The sequence below is a fragment of the Azospirillum oryzae genome (assembly GCF_900177515.1).
GTDB lineage: Bacteria > Pseudomonadota > Alphaproteobacteria > Azospirillales > Azospirillaceae > Azospirillum > Azospirillum oryzae_A.
Genome location: NZ_FXAK01000007.1, coordinates 2,401,403 through 2,418,701 on the forward strand (window position 1 = coordinate 2,401,403; position 17,299 = coordinate 2,418,701).

Sequence of the window (17,299 nt, forward strand, 5' to 3'; positions counted from 1 at the left end):
CGGCGGGGGCGCCGACCGCGCCCCCTCCCGTCTCACCCCCAAGCCCGCGCGTCCTCCACCACGGTGGCGAGGCTGTCGGACAGGCCGGTCAGCACGCCGCGCTGGATGTCGGCCGCCGGCACCACGCCGCCCTTGCCGTCCGGCAGGTCGCGGGTGGCGGTGGCCGACGCCACGACCGTCACCCGCCAGCCATGATCCACCGCCGACCGCGCGGTGCTGCTGACGCAGTTGTGGGTCATGAAGCCGGCGACGATCATCTCCGTCCGCCCGGTATCGCGCGCCACCGTCTGCAAATCCGTCCCGGCGAAGGCGTTGGCGAGCTTCTTGACGATCACCGGCTCGCCGTCACGCGGGGCAACCGCCGGGACGATCTCCGCCATCGGCCCGGTCGGGTCGAACACCGGCGCGCCTGCCGCGGTGTGATGGACGATGTGGATTACCGGCACGCCGTTGGCGCGGGCAAGGGCAAGCAACTCCGCCGCCCGCTCCACCGCCGCATCGACGCCGGACAGCCGCAGGGCGCCGTCGGTGTATTCGCGCTGCAGATCGATCAGCACCAGAACCGCCTTGTCGAGCGGCGCGGGCGTGCTCGGCGCGCCGACGATCTGGCGCAGGGTCCGGGCGGGAAGGGTCGTCATCGGGAGATGCTCCGCTGTCGTTGAATGGTGATGGGCGTCATGCTGCCCCGTTCACCGATGCGCGGCCATCCATTATCCTTGCACGATGACTGTTCAGAAATTCACAGGCCCGCTCGACTGGGACGATTTGCGCGTCTTCCTGGAACTGGCGCGCGCCGGCAGCCTGTCGGCGGCGGCGCGCAGCCTGCGGCTTAGCCACGCCACGGTCGGGCGCCGGCTCGCCGCGCTGGAAACCACGCTCGGCCGCAGCCTGATGGAGCGCCGCCCCGACGGCTATGTCCTGACCCAGGAGGGCGAGAGCGTCCGCGCCCTGGCCGAGGCGATGGACGAGCGGGCGCAGGCGATCCGCCGCTGCGAGGGCGACGCCGCCGGGCTGACCGGCAGCGTGCGGCTGACCATGACCCAGGGGCTGGCCGACATCTTCCTGATCCCCCGGCTGGGGCCGCTGCGGGCGGCCAACCCGTCCCTGGACCTGGAAATCCTCGTCGACAACCGCACCCTCAGCCTCGCCCGGCGGGAGGCCGATCTGGCGATCCGGCTGGCCCGGCCGCAGCGCGGCGATCTGGTCGGGCGACGGCTGGCGACGCTGGGCTATGGGCTGTACGCCGCACCGGACGCCCCCGACACGCTGATTGCCTATGACGAGTCGATGGCGGAGTTGCCGGAGGCGCTGTGGCTGGACCGCCATGGCGGTGGCCGGCGGGTCGCCTTCCGCTCCAACAGCGTGCAGGGCCAGCTTGCGGCGGCGGTCGCCGGCTTCGGCATCGCCTTCCTGCCCTGCATGTTGGCGGACGGCGTGCCGGGGTTGGAGCGCCGCCCGCTGCCCGGCCCACCATTAACCCGCGAGGCGTGGCTGCTGGTCCACCGCGACCGCCGCGAGGTGCCGCGGGTGCGGGCGGTGATCGAGCATCTGGTGGCGGTCTTCACCGCCGGGAAGGAGCGGTTGGCGGGAGGCGCCGTCGCTCAGTAACGCGCCGCCATGAAATACAGCCCGTCCGACGGGCAGGTCGGCCCGGCCTTGGCGCGGTCGCGGGCCTCCAGCGCGCGGCGGACGTCGTCCGCGCTCCATTTGCCGGCGCCGACCAGTTCCAGCGTGCCGACCATGTTGCGGACCTGATGGTGCAGGAAGGAGCGCGCGGCGGCATGGACGCGGATTTCCTCGCCCTGGCGCTCCACATCCAACCGGTCGAGCGTCTTCACCGGCGACTTCGCTTGGCACAGCGCGGCGCGGAAGCTGGTGAAGTCATGCTGGCCGACCAGCACCTGCGCCGCCGCGTGCATCGCCTCCGCATCCAGCGGACGGGTGACGTGCCACGCCCGGCCGGCATCGAGAGCCAGCGGCGCCCGGCGGTTGACGATGCGGTAGACATAGGCGCGGCCGGTCGAGGTCAGCCGGGCATGGAAGTCCTCAGCAACCGCCTCCACCTCCAGCACCGCGATGGGGGCCGGCTTCAGGTGGAAGTTCAGGGCGTCGCGCAGCTTCAGCCCGGTGAAGGGCTTTTCAAGATCGAAATGGCAGACCTGCCCCAGCGCATGCACGCCGGCGTCGGTGCGGCCGGAGCCATGGACCCGCACCACCTCGCCCGACAGGCGCTGCACCGCCTCTTCCAGGCTCTGCTGAATGGAGGGGCCGTTGTCCTGGCGCTGCCAGCCGACGAAGGGACGGCCGTCATACTCGACGGTCAGTTTCCAGCGCTGCACGGCGGTCAGTCCGCGACGGCTTGCGCCGAGACCGGCTGGCCGACCGCCAGCGCGAAGCCGCGCAGGAAGGCCGCGCCATCCACCGGCGCCTTGCCCGGCCGCTGCACCTTGGTCAGCCGCACCGCACCGTCGGCGCAGGCGACCGTCAGCCGCTCGTCCAGAAGCGTGCCGGGCGTGCCGGTGCCGGTCGCCGGTTCGGCGGCCAGCACCTTGATGCGCTCGCCGTTGGCCGCATCGAACCAGCAGCCCGGCCACGGCGTCAGCGCCCGGACCTGCCGCTCGACGTAAGCGGCGGGCTGAGTCCAGTCGAGCCGGCCATCCTCGCGCGTCAGCTTGGCGGCATAGGTGACGCCCTCTTCCGGCTGCGGCACGGCGGCCAGCGTGCCGGCGGCCAGACCTTCCAGCGCCGGGACGATCATGCGGGCGCCGAGCGCCGCCAGATCGTCATGCAGGCTGCTGGCGGTGGTGGCGGGGGTGATCGCCACCGTCTCTTTCGAAAGCATGGCGCCGGTGTCGAGCCCGATGTCCATCTGCATGATGGTGATCCCGGTCTCGGCATCGCCGGCCAGGATGGAGCGCTGGATCGGCGCCGCTCCGCGCCAGCGCGGCAGCAGCGAGCCATGCACGTTGACGCAACCCAGCCGCGGCGCGTCCAGGATCGGCTGCGGCAGGATCAGGCCATAGGCGGCGACCACCGCGACATCGGCCTTCAAGTCGGCGAACTCGGCCTGGGCCTCGGCGTTGCGCAGGCTCTTGGGCGTGCGCACGGGGATGCCGTGCTCCTCGGCGAAGCGATGGACGGGGGATTTCTGCACCTGCTGGCCACGACCGGCCGGGCGCGGCGGCTGGCTGTAGGCGCAGACGACCTGATGCCCGGCCTCGATCAGCGCGGCAAGGCTGGGCACGGCGAAGTCCGGCGTGCCCATGAAGACGAGACGGAGCGGGGTCATCATTAATTCGAGGCGGGTCAGGCCGTCGCCTTCTGCATCTTCTGGACCTTCTTCAGCAGGATGTTCCGCTTCAGCATCGACAGGTAATCGACGAACAGAACGCCGTTCAGATGGTCGATCTCATGCTGGATGCAGGTGGCGAGCATGCCGTCGGCCTCGATCTCCTGCTGCTGGTTCTTTTCGTCCAGATAGCGGACGCGGATGCGCTGGGGCCGGGTGACCTCGGCATACTGCTCCGGCACCGACAGGCAGCCTTCCTCGCACACCGACTTCTCGTCGGACGACCAGACGATTTCCGGGTTGGCGAGGCGGATCGGGTTCGCCGGCTCGCCCTTCTCGTGGACGTCGACGACGATGACGCGGTCGAGCACGCCGACCTGCGGGGCGGCCAGACCGATGCCGTTGGCGTCGTACATGGTCTCCACCATGTCGTCCATCAGCTTGACGACGCGCGCATCCACTTCGGCGACGGGTTGCGCCTTGCGCTTCAGGATCGGATGCGGGGCGACGAGGATCGGAAGACGGGCCATGGGTGCTCGATGCTGATAGGGGGAGTTCAAACAGATAAAGTAGGCGGACCGAGTGTTTTGGTCAAGGAATCGGACCTGTGCGAAGGGTGAGGAACCACCCGCCGAGCAGGGTTGCGCCGGACGCCGCTTGGGCGTAGTCGATGCCGATCATGCGTGACGCGACCACCGCCCCTCCCCCACCGCCAAGTTGGACCCAGGACGCCGCCCTGGCGCTGGTTTTCCTGACGCGCCTGCCCTTGCCCTCCATCGGTCCGCTCAACGGCCCGCTGGCCGAGGGCGCGGCGGCGCGGGCGATGGGATGGTTTCCGCTGGTCGGCGCGCTGGTCGGGCTGGCGGGCGGTGCCGTCTTCGCGGCGGCGGCGCTGCTGCACCTGCCGCCGCTGGCGGGTGCGCTGCTGGCCCTGGCGGCGACCGTGCGGCTGACCGGCGGACTGCATGAGGATGGCGCGGCCGATGTCGCCGACGGCTTCGGCGGCGGACGCGATCTGGCGCGCAAGCTGGAGATCATGCGCGACAGCCGGGTCGGCAGCTATGGCGTGCTGGCGCTGGTCTTCTCCATCGGCATCCGTGCGGCGGCGCTGGCCGCCCTTCCGGTGCCGGCGGCGGTAGCGGGGCTGGTAGCGGCCGGCGCCCTGTCGCGCTGCGGGCTGGCGGCGATGGCGCGCGCCCTGTCCCCGGCGCGGCGCGACGGGCTGGCGGCGGCACAGGGCCGGCCGGCGATGGCGACGGTTCTCCTGGCGCTGGTCTTCGGCGTCATGATCGCGGCAGTGGCGCTCCGCGGCTTGGCCCTGCCGGCGCTGGCGGCCTCGCTTCTGGCGGTGATCGCGGTGGCGGCGCTGGCGCGGCGGCAGATCGGCGGGCACACCGGCGACGTCTTCGGCGCCGCGCAGCAAGTGGCGGAGGCTGCCGTGCTGCTGACTCTGTCGGCCTTCCTGGGAGCAGTTGCATGAGCACGGTGAGCCTCACCCCCCTGACCGTCACCCGCTGGTGGCTGATCCGCCATGCGCCGGTCCAAAACCCCGACAACGTCATTTGCGGGGCGAGCGACCGCGAGGCCGACACCGGCAACCGCGCCGCCGCGGCGGCGCTGGCGGCCGGCCTCCCCGCCGACGCGCTGTGGCTGACCAGCCCGCTCCGCCGCAGCCGCCAGACCGCGCAGGCGCTGTGGAGCCGCAACCCTCGGCTTGCCGGCACCGCCGTGGTGGAGCCGGCATTGGCCGAGCAGGATTTCGGCGGGTGGGAGGGCATCAGCCACGACACCGCGGCGGCGCGCGATGCCGAGGCGGCGGCCCGCTTCTGGCGCAACCCGGCCCGCCACGCCCCGCCCGACGGCGAGAGCTTCGCCACGGTGATGGAGCGCACGGCGGCCGCGCTGCGGCGGCTGACCGACCTTCATGCCGGACGCGACGTGGTTGCGGTGATCCATGCCGGCAGCATCCGCGGCGCGCTGGCCCTGGCGCTGGATCTCACGCCGGAGGCGGCGTTGCGGCTGCGGATCGACCCCTGGTCGCTGACCCGGATCGACCACTATCACACCGGGACAGGATCCTGGTCTGTCGGGGGAGTGAATCAGCAGGTCGGAACTTTCTGACCGCGGCGGGCGTTCCCCAGTCTCCGTTGGGCTACCGAACGAGAGGCAGACCATGGTCCATAGCACCACCGCCGGCCACAACCCGGACCAGGGCGAAGTGAAGAAGCTCTGGGAAATGATGAAGGGCGTTCAGGTCGCGATGATGACGACGCTGGACGACAACGGCCGGATGAACTCCCGTCCGATGGCGACGCTGTCCCATGCGGGGTTCGAAGACGGAACCTTGTGGTTCTTCACCCGCGCCCATTCCGAAAAGGTGGATGAGATCGATCGCCACTGGCGCGTCAATCTCGCCTACGCCAACCCCGACAAGCAGGACTACGTGTCCGTCTCCGGCGTCGCCGAAGTGGTGCGCGACCGCGACAAGATCCGCTTCCTGTGGCGCGACATCATGAGCACCTGGTTCCCCCAGGGCCCGGACGATCCCGAGGTGGCGCTGCTGAAGGTGTCGGTCGATCAGGCCGAATATTGGGACAGCCCGTCGAGCACCATGGTCTACGCCTATGGCTATGTGAAGGCGAAGCTGACCGGCCAATCGCCGGACCCCGGCGACAACGCCAAGATCGCGTTCCAGTAAAGCGCGTGCGATGGGCGCTCCGGCGCCCATCCTCCTCAGAACTTCACGAACCGGTTGAACCACCGCCCCAACGGCCCGGTCAGTCTCAGCCCGCCGATGGTGGTGGCGAGGCACAGGCAGCCTTCCGGGTCCGACACCGGCCGGTGGACCAGCGACGGATCGCCGATGGCGAGGTCGCCGGGCAGGAAAGCACCGAACTCGTCGGAGAAGCCGCCCTCCAGCACCACGGTCAGCTCGATGCCGCCATGGGTGTGCTGCGGCACGCCGACCCCGCCTTTCATGCGGATCAGCCGGGTGGTGCCGTTCGGACCCGACAGCAAATCCATGCAGCGCATGCCCGGCTGAAGGAAGCGCCAGCCGCCCTCCCCGATCCGCCCGTCGCGGTCGAGCCGGCCGCGCAGATAGCTGCGCAGTGGTTCCGGATAGCACGACGTCTCGGGCGACGGCTTTACCGCCGGGCGGCAGGGCGCCGGCCGCTCGTGGTCCAGGCGGGCCATCAGCGCTTCCAGGCAGCCGTCGGACAGCGGTTCCGGCTCCAGATCGTCCAGCAGGGCGCCGCCGATCGCCTCCATCTCCGCCACCGCATGGCGGCAGGCGGGGCAGAAGGCCATGTGGGTGGCGACGGCCAGCGACGCGCCTTCGCACAGGGCGCCGCCGGCATAGTCGATCAGCAGGGTATCGCCGGGGTGGTGGCTCGGCCGGTTCATCGGAAATGCCTCATCCGACATCCTTCAGCGACCGGCGCAGGCGTTCCATCGCCAGACGCAGGCGCGATTTGACGGTGCCGAGCGGGATGCCGTGCTCCGCGGAAATGACGCTGTGCGGCTTGTCCTCGAAATAAGCCATGCGCAGAAGCTCGGCCTGTTCCGGCGGCAGATCCTTCAGCGCGGCGCGCAGGCGCCCGCTGCTTTCCTTCGCCTCGATCCGGCGGTCGGCGGACTCCTCGGGCTCGGGCACCAGGGCGGGATCGTCGGGGTCGATCTCCGGTCGCTGTTCGCGGCGCAACACATCGATTCGCTTGTTGCGGGCGATGGTGAACACCCAGGTGCCGGCCGAGGCGTGCCTCGGATCGTAGGTTTCGGCACGACGCCAGACCAACAGCATGACCTCCTGAACAAGCTCTTCCGCCGCACTGGAATCGCATCCCAACCGGCGCAGATACGTCTTCAGCCGCGGCGCGAAGTGGCCGAACAGCACCCCGAATGCCTGTTTGTCCCGCTCGCGCCCGACGGCGACGAGCAGGGCTTCCAGGCCGGGGGCCGTGTCGGCCGCGGGGGTGTGCTGGTCCTGCATGGTCCCATTCAAGGGGAACATCGGCCGCCGCACAAGCCGGGGATGGCACCCATTCCCGGAATTCGCGGCAGCGCCCCCTTTTTCAAGGACCCTGCGTCAATCCTGCATCCCGCGGGGTTTCACGCCGGGCTGTATGTCGCATCGTGACCTTCGGTACGCAACTGTCCGACCGTTGGATCACGAAAAAACCCGACCTTGGCCATTTTGTTCGGATTTGCCGGACGATTTGGTCAGAGTCTATCTGATGAAGCCCATGGCGCGCAGGGCGTCGGCCACCTCCGGCGTCTCCAGCGCCTCGACGAAGCGGCGGACGGCCGGACGGTCGCGGCGGGCGGCGGGGATGACGAAGTCGTAATGTTCCTCCTGCAGCGGCAGGAAGCCCAGCCCATAGAGGTTGGCCGCCGTTTCGATGGCGACGCCCCAGTCGGCGCGGTTCTGCGCCACCGCGACGGCGACGGCGTTGTGGGACTTGGCCTGCGTCCAATAGCCGGTCGGCCGTGCCGCGCCCAGCAGCCGGTCGGTCAGGATGCGGGTGCCGCTGCCGGCATTGCGGTTGATCAGGATGCAGTCGGCCAGACCGGCGACCGCCGCCACCGCCTCTTCCGCCGTCCTGCCCTCGAACCGCGGGTCGCCGCGGCGGAAGACGATGCCCTGCATGCGGCGATAGCCGGTGACGAGGTCCAGCCCCGGCGCGAGGAAGGGCGTGTTGTAGGCGCCGGTGGCCGGGTCCATCAGATGGACGGGGGCGATGTCGCACTCCCCGCGCCGCGCCGCCGCCAGCCCGCCCATCGAGCCGACATTCAGCGCCTTGACGCTCATCCCCTCCCCGATCAGCCGGCCGAGCACGGCGTTCAGCCCGATGCACTGGCTGCCGACCACGATCAGGTCGGCCGGCGCCAGCGAGCGGCCGAGCAGCTGGACCGACACCGGCGTTCCGGCCTCCATCGCCTCCGCCTGGGCTTCGATGGCCAGGAAGCCGTCGGCGTGGCTGAAGGCGGTGACCGCGCCCGACCCCTTGGACAGCGGATAGGCGACCAGCTCGTCCTCGTTGGCGCCCCCACCGGCTCCATGGACCAGCGAGACCATCACATATTCGGTGCGCCCGCGCTCCGACCCCAGCCGCACCGGCAGGGTGGCCGGCACCTCTTCGGCGAGCGCAGGCGGCAGGCCGGCCAAGGCGCGGATCACCGGGGCCACGAAGCTGTGGAAGGTGAACATGGCCGAGGTCGGAAAGCCCGGCAGGATCACCACCGGCTTGCCGCCGGTCACCGCGAGGCACAGCGGCTTGCCCGGCTTCAGCGCCACGCCATGGGCGACGATGCCGGGATCGGACAGCCGCGCGACGATGCGGTGCGAGCGGTCACCCGCCCCCTTCGACGTGCCGCCCGACAGCAGAAGCGCGTCGCATTCCAGCCCTTGGGCGACCAGCCGCTCCAGCGCCGCGTCCTCGTCCGGGGCGATGCCCAGCGGCACCGGTTCGCCGCCCAGCTCGGTAACCGCGGCGGCCAGGATGGCGCCGTTGCTGTCATAGACCGCCCCGGTGCGGATCGGCTGGCCCGGCGCCACGATCTCGTCGCCGGTCGACAGGATGGCGACGCGCGGCCGGCGCACCACCGGCACCTCGGCCAGCCCGATGGCGGCGAGCACGCCGATCTCGCGCGAGGTCAGCGACTGGCCCCGACGCAGCACCACCTCGCCCCGGCCGATGTCGGAGCCGGCGGCGGCGACGAAGGCGCCGGGCGTCGCCGGGCGGCTCAGGGTGACGAACAGGCCGTCGGGCCGCTCCACCGCCTCGGTCGTCTCCACCATCACCACGGCGTCGGCGCCACGCGGCAGCATGCCACCGGTGGCGATCACCGTGGCGGTGCCGGGTTCCACCGTCAGTTCGGGGGCATGGCCGGCGGCCAGCACCTCGTCGTTCAGGCGCAGGGCGACGGGTCGGTCCTCCGCCGCGCCGACCGTATCGGCGGCCCGCACCGCGAAGCCATCGACCACCGAGCGGTCGAAGCCGGGCACGTCCACCTCCGCCACCACGTCGGCGGACAGCACGCGGCCCAATGCGGCGGACAGCGGCACCCGCTCCTCCCCCCGCGGCGACAGGTCGAGATGGCGGTGGAAACGGGCGCGCGCCTCCTCCCCGCTGACCACCTCCAGAAACTGGTCCTGGCGGGCGGCCTGGGCGACGAAACGGCGGATGTCCTCACGGCTGCGGTCGGAGCTGTGCACGCGGCAAACCCTTACGGAAGAAGATCAGGACGGAAGAAGATCAGGCGAAACGATACATGGTGACGGGCGCGCCGTCCGGCACGCCTTCGCTGTCCGCCCCGATCAGGACGAAGCCGTCGGCCCGCGCCGCCGCCGCCAGTCCCGGCCAGTTGGGCGAGGCCACCGGCTCCACCCGGCCGTCCTCGTCCAGCCGCACCCGGTGCAGGTCGAGACAGCCGATCTCCGACACCAGCTTGCGCGTTGTCACCGCCTCGACCGTGGCATGGGGCAGAGCGGCCGGCAAGCCGGCGGCATGCCGCACCGCGCGCCCGGCCAGCAGCTCATAGGCGGCCAGCGCCGCCATCGGCTCGCCCGGCAGCAGCAGGACCGGAACGCGGCCCTCAAGCCCGCCCGCAAACCCGAGCGCGGCGCTGCCGCCCGGCCGCATGGCGATGCCGTGCAGGTCGAGGCTGCCGGCCTGCGCCAGGGCGGGCGGCGCCACGTCGTCGGGACCGGTGCCGGTGCGCCCGGCCGACAGGATCAGGTCGGCGCCCGGCCGGGCAAAAGCCTCGGCCAGGGCGTCGAGGTCGCCGGGCAGCTCCTCGACCGCCTCGACCACGCCGCCGTCGCGCGCCACCAGCGCAGCCAGCATCGCGCCGTTCTGCTCCGGCGCGCCGGCCTTGGGTCCGCCGGCAATCAGGATGCGCACCCGCGGCGCCGGCAGGATCGGCACGGTGCTGTGCCCAGCGGCGGCGAGCAGGCCGAGGTCGCCGGGGCGCAGGCGCCGTCCCGCCGGCAGCAGCGGGCTTCCGGCTGTGGTCCAGGCGCCGCGCCGCTCCACCCCGCTGCCGGGCGCCACCGCGTCGATCGCCTCGATGAAGGGGCCGACGGTCTGCGCCGCCTCGTATGGGATCACCGCGTCCGATCCCGGCGGCAGCGGGTCGCCGGTGCTCACCGCCACCGCCGCCGTCAGCGGCACCGGGTTGTAGGAGCCGGCCCCCAGTGTGTCAGCCGCCGCCACGGCATAGCCGTCCACCGCCGCCCGGTCGGCCGGCGGCCAATCGCCCGCCGCCGCGACCGCATCGGCCAGCCGCAGCCCGGCACACGCCGCCAGGGGCAGACTCCTTGCAGGCGGCGGGGCGACCCGGGCGTCGACCCAATCCCAGGCGTCCGTCAGCGGCGCGCGGCGGGCGAAGCCGCGGCCACGGACGTCATGGACGGATGACGAAGTCGGCGGCGGCGGCGGGGCGGTCACAGCGCCGGCACCGTGGCGTCCTGCACGCGGTTCCGGCCGGTGCGCTTGGCGCGGTAGAGCAGCTGGTCGGCCATCTCCGCCAGGCTTTCGGGGCTGCTGTCGGCGGACGGGATCACGGTGGCGACGCCCAGGCTGATGGTGACATAGGGGGCGACCGGCGACTGGGCGTGCGGGATGCGGCGTTCGGCGACGCCGGCCCGGAACCCCTCGGCCACGCGGGCGGCGCCGGGGCCGTCGGTCTCCGGCAGCAGACAGACGAACTCCTCGCCGCCATAGCGGGCGACGAGGTCGCTCGGCCGCCTTGCCCGCTCCGCCAGCACGTCGGCGACGATGCGCAGGCATTCGTCGCCGGCCTGATGGCCGTACTGGTCGTTGTAGGCCTTGAAATGGTCGACATCGAGAATGATGAGCGACAGAGGCAGGTGCGACCGGGCACAGCGCCGCCATTCACGCGCCATCGTGTCGTCGAAGCGGCGCCGGTTGGCGATGCCGGTCAGCCCGTCCAGGAAGGACAGGCTGCGCAGCAGGTCGGTCTGCCGTTTCAGCAGCAGATGGTTGCGCACCCGCGCCTTCACGATGGGCGGGCTGATCGGCTTGGTGATGAAGTCGATGGCTCCCACCTCCAGCCCGCGGGTCTCGTCCTCCACCTCGCTCTTGGCGGAGATGAAGATGACGGGGATGTCGTGGGTGGTGGGATCGTCCTTGATGCGACGGCACACCTCGAACCCGTCCATCCCCGGCATCATGATGTCCAGCAGGACGAGGTCCGGCATGCGCGCCTGGACCAGATCCAGCGCCTTCTCGCCGTCGGTGGCGAAATAGATGTCGTAATCGTCCTTCAGGATGCGGCTGAGCACATGGACGTTGGACGGGATATCGTCCACCACCAGGATTTTCGGGCGGGGTTCGGCCATGGGCGCGTTCAGACCGTCGGTAACGAAAGGCCGAGGTCGCGTGCGATCCGCTGCACGATCCCAAGCGCCTTGGTGAAGTCCAGGGCGTCGATGGCGGCGGACAGCCCCTTCATCGTCGAGGGCTCGATCCAGTCCGTCAGCAACGGCGCCAGCATAGCGAACTCTTCCGCCGCTGCGAAGTTGCTGTCCTGCAACAATGTTGCGAAATGCGGGAGCTGCCCGGCCAGCAGCCGCCGGCTTTCCGCCGACCGCGCGGGCGTGGCCGGATCTCCCGTCCCTCCGTCGGCCGCCCATCCGACTGACTCCGCCTGCAGCCGGCGTGCGCTGTCCAGCACCAGCGCCAGTTCGGCACGCAGCACCGGCACCTCGGCCTCAACCGCCGCGGCATCCCCGCGCTGGGCCGCGATCTGCACCGCATCGGCGGACTCCGACAGGCGGCGGGCACCGACGTTGCCGGCGACGCTCTTCAGCTCATGCGCGATGGATTTCGCCGCCGACAGGTCGCCGCCCTCCAGCGCCCCGGCGATCCGCTCGACCACATCGCCATAGCTGCCGGCGAACTGGCCGATGAAGCGGCGGAACAGGCCGGCATCGCCGTCCAGCCGGTTGAGCGCGTCGGCAAGGTCGATGCCCGGCAGCTCGTCGGGCAAAGTGATCCCGTGGCCTGTCCCTTTCCCGGTCCCGCGGCCGGCCGGCGCGGGCGAAGCGGCGGCGATGCCCGACGCGGAAGCGCCGGCGGCCGTCAGCATGGCCTTCCCCCGGGGCGGGATCGGCCCGGCACCGCAGGGCGCGCAGGGCCGGACCGCAACCAGCGGCGGGCCGATCCAGCGGGCCAGCGTCGTGAACAGCTGCGACAGGTCGAGCGGCTTCGGCACATGGGCGTCCATCCCATTGTCGAGGCAGCGCTGCCGGTCGGCCGGCAGGGCGCTGGCGGTCATCGCGATGATCGGCAGTCGACTGCCGCCCGGCAGCGCCCGGATCGCCGCCGTGGCGGCGAAGCCGTCCATGTCCGGCATCTGGACGTCCAGCAGCGCCGCATCGAAGGGCTGCTCCGCGGTCCGCACGCACTCCACCGCCTGCCGCCCGGTGCCGGCCGTGGTGACGCTCGCCCCGGCACGTTCGAGGATCTCCTGCGCCACCTGACGGCTGATGGCGTTGTCGTCGGCCAGCAGCAGACGGCGGCCATGCAGCCCCCGGCTGGCATCCCAGACCGGTCCGAAAAGCCCGCCGCCCGGCGATCCGGCACCCTGCTCCCTGGCGGGCGGCGGGACCGGAGCCGGCAGGCGGAGACCGCCGCCCGCCGAGCCGCCCGCCGAGCCGCCCATCGAGCCGATCTCGCCCGCGCCGCCATTTTCCGTGGCGGCCAGGACGCGACCAGCCTGGGCATAGGCGACCGTGACGGCGTCGAGCAGGGTGGAGGCGGTCACCGGCTTCACCAGGAAACCGGAGATCCCGGCCTCCTCGAACCGGCTGCCCAGCCGCTCCCGGCCATAGCCGCTGATGACGATGATCATCGGCGTGCCGGACTCGGCGTCGGCGCGGATGCGGCGTGCCGCCTCGATGCCGTCCATCCCCGGCATCTTCCAGTCCATCAGCACCACGTCATAGGGATGGCCAGCGGCGGCGGCGCGCTCCAGTTCGTCGATGGCGGACTGCCCGTCGCAGCAGGCGCTGACCGTCCAGCCGAAGGCGGTGGCGATCTCGCCCAGCACGTCGCGGGCGGTGGGGTTGTCGTCGACCACCAGCACCGCCAGGTCGCGCGGCACCGGCCGCAGCGGCAGGGCCGGTCGTCCCGCCGCGCCGCGCTGGAGGCCGAATTCCGCCTGGAAGCGGAAGACGCTGCCCTTGCCGGGTTCGCTCTCCACATCCATGGCGCCGTTCATCAGCCGGACCAGCCGCGCGCAGATCGCCAGCCCCAGACCGGTGCCGCCGAACCGCCGCGTGGTGGAGCTGTCGCCCTGGCTGAAGGCCTGGAACAGCCGCTCGCGCTGCTCCGGCGCGATGCCGATGCCGGTGTCGCGCACGGCGAAGTCCAGCACGGCGCGCTCGTCGCCCAGCGACCGCACCCGGACCGACACCACCACCTCGCCGGCATCGGTGAACTTGATGGCGTTGCCGGTCAGGTTGATCAGGATCTGCTGAAGGCGTAGCGGGTCGCCGATCAGATCCAGCGGCACGTCCGGCGCGACGGAGAACAGGACGTCGATGTCCTTCTCCTGCGCGGCCGACCCGACGATCACCGCCAGCGTCTGCAAGAGGTCGTCCAGGCGGAAATCGACCCGTTCCAGCTCCAGCTTTCCGGCCTCCACCTTGGAGAAGTCGAGGATGTCGTTCAGGATGCCCAGCAGCGATTGCGCCGAAACCCGCACCTTCTGCACATAGTCCGCCTGCCGGCCGGTCAGCTCCGTCTGCTGCAGCAGGTGGATCAGCCCGAGGATCGCGTTCATCGGCGTGCGGATCTCGTGGCTCATGTTGGCCAGGAACTCGCTCTTGGCGCGGCTCGCCGCCTCCGCCGCCAGACGGGCGCGCTGCATCGCCGCCTCCGCCCGCTTGCGCTCGGCGATCTCGTGGAAGACCACCACGGCGCCCTCCACCTTGCCGTCGGCCAGCATGGGCGAGGCCGTGTACTCGACCAGGAACGGCTTGCCGGCCTTGGTCCAGTATGTGTCCTCCAATCCGCGGCGGCTTTCCCCGCTCAGCAGCACCTCGGTCACCGGGCATTCCAGCGCCGGGAAATGGCTGCCGTCGGCACGGCGGGAATGGATCAGCAGATGCAGGTTGCCGCCCAGCAGCTCCTCGTTGGCATAGCCGGTCAGCGCGGAGGTGGCGGGGTTGGCGAAGGTGATCAGCCCCTGGCGGTCGACGCCGCAGATGCTGTCGGACGCCGAATGCAGGATCAGGTTCAGCCGGCGGTTGGCGCTGGCGAAGGCCTCGTTGGCGGTTTCCAGCTCGCGCTTCTTGGCGTCCAGCTCGGCGTTGGTGTCGGCCAGTTCCCGGCGGCCGGCGACCTCGCGTTCCAGGCTGCGCAGAGCGGCATAGGCCAGCCCGGCGCAGGCCAGCACCGCCAGCCCGACCAGCAGGCTGCCGCGGAAGGTCCGGTCCCGCCAGGGGGCCAGTTCCGTCCCCTCCGACAAGGCGACGAAGACGACCAGCGGCAGGGTCGGCACCCGCTGGTAGGACAGGACGCGCCGGCCCGCCGGCCCGTCCACCTCGAATGTCTCGGTCGCGGCCTCCGCCGCATGGCGCAGCACCGTCGGCCCTTCCGGCCCGTCCAGCGGTTCGGTGGAGGGGAAACGCAGCACCGGCTTGCCGTCGGTGCGGTAGAGCGCGATCGCCGATCCGGGGCCGAGATCCAGCCCCTCGAACAGCATCCGATAGTAATCGATCTCGATGTTGGCGTGGATGACGCCCAGGAAACGGCCGTCCTCCAGGATGGACCGGCCGACGGTGAAGGACTGGGTGCCGGTCAGACGGCCGGTGATCCGCTCGCCGACATGGAAATCGGCGCCGTCGCGGTGGGCCTGGAAATAGCCGCGGTCGGACACGTTGCCGCCCGGCGCCGGAAACTGGCGGCTGGACAGGATGTTGTCGCCGGTCGGGCCGTGCACCCACAGCGCCGAGATCTCCGGCAGGTTCTCCACCATGTCGCGGATGGTGATCCAGGCCTCGCGGTTGACGTCCAGCCCCGGCATTCCGTGGTGATGGATCAGATCCTGCACGCGGCCGATGGCGAGGTCGGCGGTTGCGACCGTTCGCCGCACATGCTCCTGCAGCAGGCGGGCGGTGGATTGGGCCTGCTCCCGGCTGTGGCGCAGGGTCTCTTCCCGGTCGGCCCAGACGACGGAGCCCCAGAAGCCGGCACCCAGCAGCGCGATCAGGGCGAAGGCGGCGGCCAGCAGCAGGCGGGTCCGCGTGGGCGAGAGCGTGAGAGCCGCAGCGTCGATCCCGTGTCTGTCCATCATTGCCGAATCATCGCCGCCCGCCGGCCCTTCCGCCTAGATCGGTCGGAGTATGGTCTTGCGCCGGCTGAGACCGCAAGCAACTTGATGGGTGCAACGATGGCGTTGGCGACACCCGGCGCTTGCGGGGGACCCCTCCGGTACAGCCCCCCTTGCACCGCCTGCCTTTCCGTGCGGTCTGCGGCATCGTCGCCATAATCACGCCCACTATTTGTCTCATCTCCCGTCTGGTTCTCCGCCGTCCGATCCTCCGTTTCGCCGTGAAAGCGCCCGTCCGATGGCCGACCGCCCTGCCCCGTCGCTCAAGCCTCTTCTGGCCGGCCTGCTCGCGCTGGCCGCCGGTTCCGCCCTCGCCCAGGCCATGCTGCCGGCCGCCGCCCTGGCCCAGGCGGCGATGACCGGCCCGGTGCGCTCCGATCCGATGCAGACGGTCGGTGCCGAGGTCCATGTGCGGATCGAAACGCTGCCGAAGCCCTACGCCACCCCCGCCGTCGCCAACCAGGCGGTGGAGGTGCCGCGTCCGGAGGACCAGCCGCTGCGCGTCCCGCGCGGCTTCACCGTCACCCTGTTCCGCGACCATGTGGAGAATGCACGCAACCTGCTGGTCCTGCCCAACGGCGACGTGATGGTGGCGCAGCAGCGGCCGGGCACCCTGACGCTGCTGCGCGATGCCGACGGCGACGGCCGGGCGGAGATGGCCCAGGTCTGGGCCGACGGATTCGACCATCCCTTCGGCCTCGCCTTCCACGATGGGGCGGTGCTGGTCGGCGATCTGGCGGGCGTGTGGCGGCTGCCCTGGACCGCCGGGACGGTCCAGGCAGGGGAACGGCGGCGACTGACGGCCGAGGGCGCCTTCGGCCGGCGCGGCGGCCACAACACCCGCTCCATCGCGGTGGCGCCGGACGGACGGCATTTCTATGTCGGCATCGGATCGGAATCGAACATCGGGGTGGAACCCGAACCGCGCGCCACCATCCAGGAATTCCGCATGGACGGCAGCGGCCAGCGCACCTACGCCGCGGGCCTGCGCAACCCGGTCGGCCTCGCCTTCAAGCCCGGCACCGGCGATCTCTATGCCGTGGTGAACGAGCGCGACGGGCTGGGCGACCAGCTGGTGCCCGATTTCCTGACGATGGTGAAGCCGGGCGGCTTCTATGGCTGGCCCTATTCCTACATCGGCGACAACCCGCAGCCGGACCTCGCCGAACGGCGGCCCGATCTGGTGAAGGCGGCGCTGGTGCCGGGGCTGCTGTTCCAGGCCCATTCGGCGCCGATCGGGCTGGTCTTCGGCGACGCCACCCATTTCCCGGAGCGCTACCGCATGGGCGCCTTCGTGTCGCTGCACGGCTCCTGGAACCGGTCGCGCCCCACCGGCTACGCCGTCGCCTTCGTGCCCTTCGATACTGCGCCCTTCGACAAGAGCAAGCCGACGGGCACCTACGAGACCTTCGTCACCGGCTTCCGCGTGACCAGCCCCGCCGGCACCGCCACCGGAAGCGCCGCCGAGGGCGACGAGACGCCGAAGGTCTGGGGGCGGCCGAGCGGCTTGGCAGTGACTGCCGACGGCGCCCTGCTGATCGCAGAAGATGCTTCCGGTTCGGTCTGGCGCATCGCCTATGCCGCGGCGGACAAGGAAGCGGAGAAGGAGCCGGCGGCGGGCCCCAAGCGCTGACTGTTGATCGCCGA

At 71.2% G+C, this 17,299-nt stretch carries 15 protein-coding genes; 5 read left to right on the forward strand and 10 right to left on the reverse strand.

The window, feature by feature from the left end; translation table 11 throughout:
- Positions 1-32: 32 nt before the first annotated feature.
- Positions 33-638 (reverse strand): cysteine hydrolase family protein, encoded by a 606-nt coding sequence (locus tag B9N97_RS23815; protein ID WP_085090154.1) that lies wholly within the window; start codon positions 636-638, stop codon positions 33-35.
- An 85-nt stretch (positions 639-723) separates the two neighbouring features.
- On the opposite strand from B9N97_RS23815, the gene B9N97_RS23820 reads away from it, so the two are divergent.
- Positions 724-1,608 carry a LysR family transcriptional regulator gene (locus tag B9N97_RS23820; protein ID WP_085090155.1) on the forward strand — a complete coding sequence of 295 codons (885 nt, stop codon included), beginning with the start codon at positions 724-726 and terminating at the stop codon, positions 1,606-1,608.
- On the opposite strand, the gene truA is transcribed toward B9N97_RS23820, so the two are convergent.
- From truA to def, 3 genes are read right to left on the reverse strand one after another with little or no spacing between them, the layout of a single operon-like run.
- Positions 1,602-2,339, reverse strand: a complete 738-nt coding sequence (gene truA / locus B9N97_RS23825; protein WP_085090156.1) for a tRNA pseudouridine(38-40) synthase TruA — start codon at positions 2,337-2,339, stop codon at positions 1,602-1,604. The two genes, B9N97_RS23820 and truA, sit on opposite strands and share 7 nt — an antisense overlap.
- 5 nt (positions 2,340-2,344) lie before the next feature.
- Positions 2,345-3,289, reverse strand: coding sequence for a methionyl-tRNA formyltransferase (gene fmt, locus B9N97_RS23830; protein WP_085090740.1), 945 nt, complete (start codon positions 3,287-3,289; stop codon positions 2,345-2,347).
- 17 nt (positions 3,290-3,306) lie between these two features.
- A complete protein-coding gene (gene def / locus B9N97_RS23835) occupies positions 3,307-3,819 on the reverse strand; it encodes a peptide deformylase (protein ID WP_085090157.1) in 513 nt (170 codons plus the stop codon).
- A gap of 149 nt (positions 3,820-3,968) precedes the next feature.
- Here def and cobS point away from each other — a divergent pair, with 149 nt between their 5' ends.
- Genes cobS through B9N97_RS23850 form a run of 3 tightly spaced genes read left to right on the forward strand, consistent with a single transcriptional unit; the run spans position 3,969 to position 5,987 of the window.
- Entirely contained in the window at positions 3,969-4,769 is an 801-nt protein-coding gene (cobS, locus tag B9N97_RS23840; protein ID WP_348520092.1) for an adenosylcobinamide-GDP ribazoletransferase, read from the forward strand.
- Positions 4,766-5,410, forward strand: a complete 645-nt coding sequence (locus B9N97_RS23845) for a histidine phosphatase family protein (RefSeq protein ID WP_085090159.1) — start codon at positions 4,766-4,768, stop codon at positions 5,408-5,410. Before cobS ends, B9N97_RS23845 begins: the two co-directional genes overlap by 4 nt.
- Before the next feature lie 52 nt (positions 5,411-5,462).
- Positions 5,463-5,987, forward strand: coding sequence for a pyridoxamine 5'-phosphate oxidase family protein (locus B9N97_RS23850; protein ID WP_085090160.1), 525 nt, complete (start codon positions 5,463-5,465; stop codon positions 5,985-5,987).
- Between the two features lie 35 nt (positions 5,988-6,022).
- On the opposite strand, the gene B9N97_RS23855 is transcribed toward B9N97_RS23850, so the two are convergent.
- From B9N97_RS23855 to B9N97_RS23880, 6 genes are all read right to left on the reverse strand, one after another.
- A complete protein-coding gene (locus B9N97_RS23855) occupies positions 6,023-6,694 on the reverse strand; it encodes a ChrR family anti-sigma-E factor (RefSeq protein ID WP_244560872.1) in 672 nt (223 codons plus the stop codon).
- Positions 6,695-6,704: 10 nt separating this feature from the next.
- Positions 6,705-7,280: a sigma-70 family RNA polymerase sigma factor gene (locus B9N97_RS23860; RefSeq protein WP_085090741.1), complete on the reverse strand. Its 576-nt coding sequence runs from the start codon at positions 7,278-7,280 to the stop codon at positions 6,705-6,707.
- A gap of 237 nt (positions 7,281-7,517) precedes the next feature.
- On the reverse strand, positions 7,518-9,506 hold the full coding sequence (locus B9N97_RS23865; RefSeq protein ID WP_085090162.1) for a molybdopterin biosynthesis protein: 1,989 nt from the start codon (positions 9,504-9,506) through the stop codon (positions 7,518-7,520).
- A gap of 40 nt (positions 9,507-9,546) precedes the next feature.
- A complete protein-coding gene (locus B9N97_RS23870; RefSeq protein ID WP_085090163.1) occupies positions 9,547-10,740 on the reverse strand; it encodes a molybdopterin molybdotransferase MoeA in 1,194 nt (397 codons plus the stop codon).
- Positions 10,737-11,654 (reverse strand): diguanylate cyclase domain-containing protein, encoded by a 918-nt coding sequence (locus tag B9N97_RS23875; protein WP_085090164.1) that lies wholly within the window; start codon positions 11,652-11,654, stop codon positions 10,737-10,739. Before B9N97_RS23875 ends, B9N97_RS23870 begins: the two co-directional genes overlap by 4 nt.
- Positions 11,655-11,662: 8 nt before the next feature.
- On the reverse strand, positions 11,663-15,616 hold the full coding sequence (locus tag B9N97_RS23880) for a response regulator (RefSeq protein WP_085090165.1): 3,954 nt from the start codon (positions 15,614-15,616) through the stop codon (positions 11,663-11,665).
- Positions 15,617-15,890: 274 nt separating this feature from the next.
- Between B9N97_RS23880 and B9N97_RS23885 the strand changes: the two genes are divergently transcribed.
- Positions 15,891-17,285, forward strand: a complete 1,395-nt coding sequence (locus B9N97_RS23885; RefSeq protein ID WP_085090166.1) for a PQQ-dependent sugar dehydrogenase — start codon at positions 15,891-15,893, stop codon at positions 17,283-17,285.
- The last annotated feature ends 14 nt before the right edge of the window (positions 17,286-17,299 follow it).

Bases quoted from the DNA above. Each gene is read 5' to 3' on its own strand.
- B9N97_RS23815 (WP_085090154.1), bottom strand. From the start codon at position 638: ATGACGACCCTTCCCGCCCGGACCCTGCGCCAGATCGTCGGCGCGCCG.
- B9N97_RS23820 (WP_085090155.1), top strand. From the start codon at position 724: ATGACTGTTCAGAAATTCACAGGCCCGCTCGACTGGGACGATTTGCGC.
- fmt (WP_085090740.1), bottom strand. From the start codon at position 3,289: ATGACCCCGCTCCGTCTCGTCTTCATGGGCACGCCGGACTTCGCCGTG.
- def (WP_085090157.1), bottom strand. From the start codon at position 3,819: ATGGCCCGTCTTCCGATCCTCGTCGCCCCGCATCCGATCCTGAAGCGC.
- cobS (WP_348520092.1), top strand. From the start codon at position 3,969: ATGCGTGACGCGACCACCGCCCCTCCCCCACCGCCAAGTTGGACCCAG.
- B9N97_RS23845 (WP_085090159.1), top strand. From the start codon at position 4,766: ATGAGCACGGTGAGCCTCACCCCCCTGACCGTCACCCGCTGGTGGCTG.
- B9N97_RS23850 (WP_085090160.1), top strand. From the start codon at position 5,463: ATGGTCCATAGCACCACCGCCGGCCACAACCCGGACCAGGGCGAAGTG.
- B9N97_RS23855 (WP_244560872.1), bottom strand. From the start codon at position 6,694: ATGAACCGGCCGAGCCACCACCCCGGCGATACCCTGCTGATCGACTAT.
- B9N97_RS23860 (WP_085090741.1), bottom strand. From the start codon at position 7,280: ATGCAGGACCAGCACACCCCCGCGGCCGACACGGCCCCCGGCCTGGAA.
- B9N97_RS23875 (WP_085090164.1), bottom strand. From the start codon at position 11,654: ATGGCCGAACCCCGCCCGAAAATCCTGGTGGTGGACGATATCCCGTCC.
- B9N97_RS23880 (WP_085090165.1), bottom strand. From the start codon at position 15,616: ATGATGGACAGACACGGGATCGACGCTGCGGCTCTCACGCTCTCGCCC.
- B9N97_RS23885 (WP_085090166.1), top strand. From the start codon at position 15,891: ATGGCCGACCGCCCTGCCCCGTCGCTCAAGCCTCTTCTGGCCGGCCTG.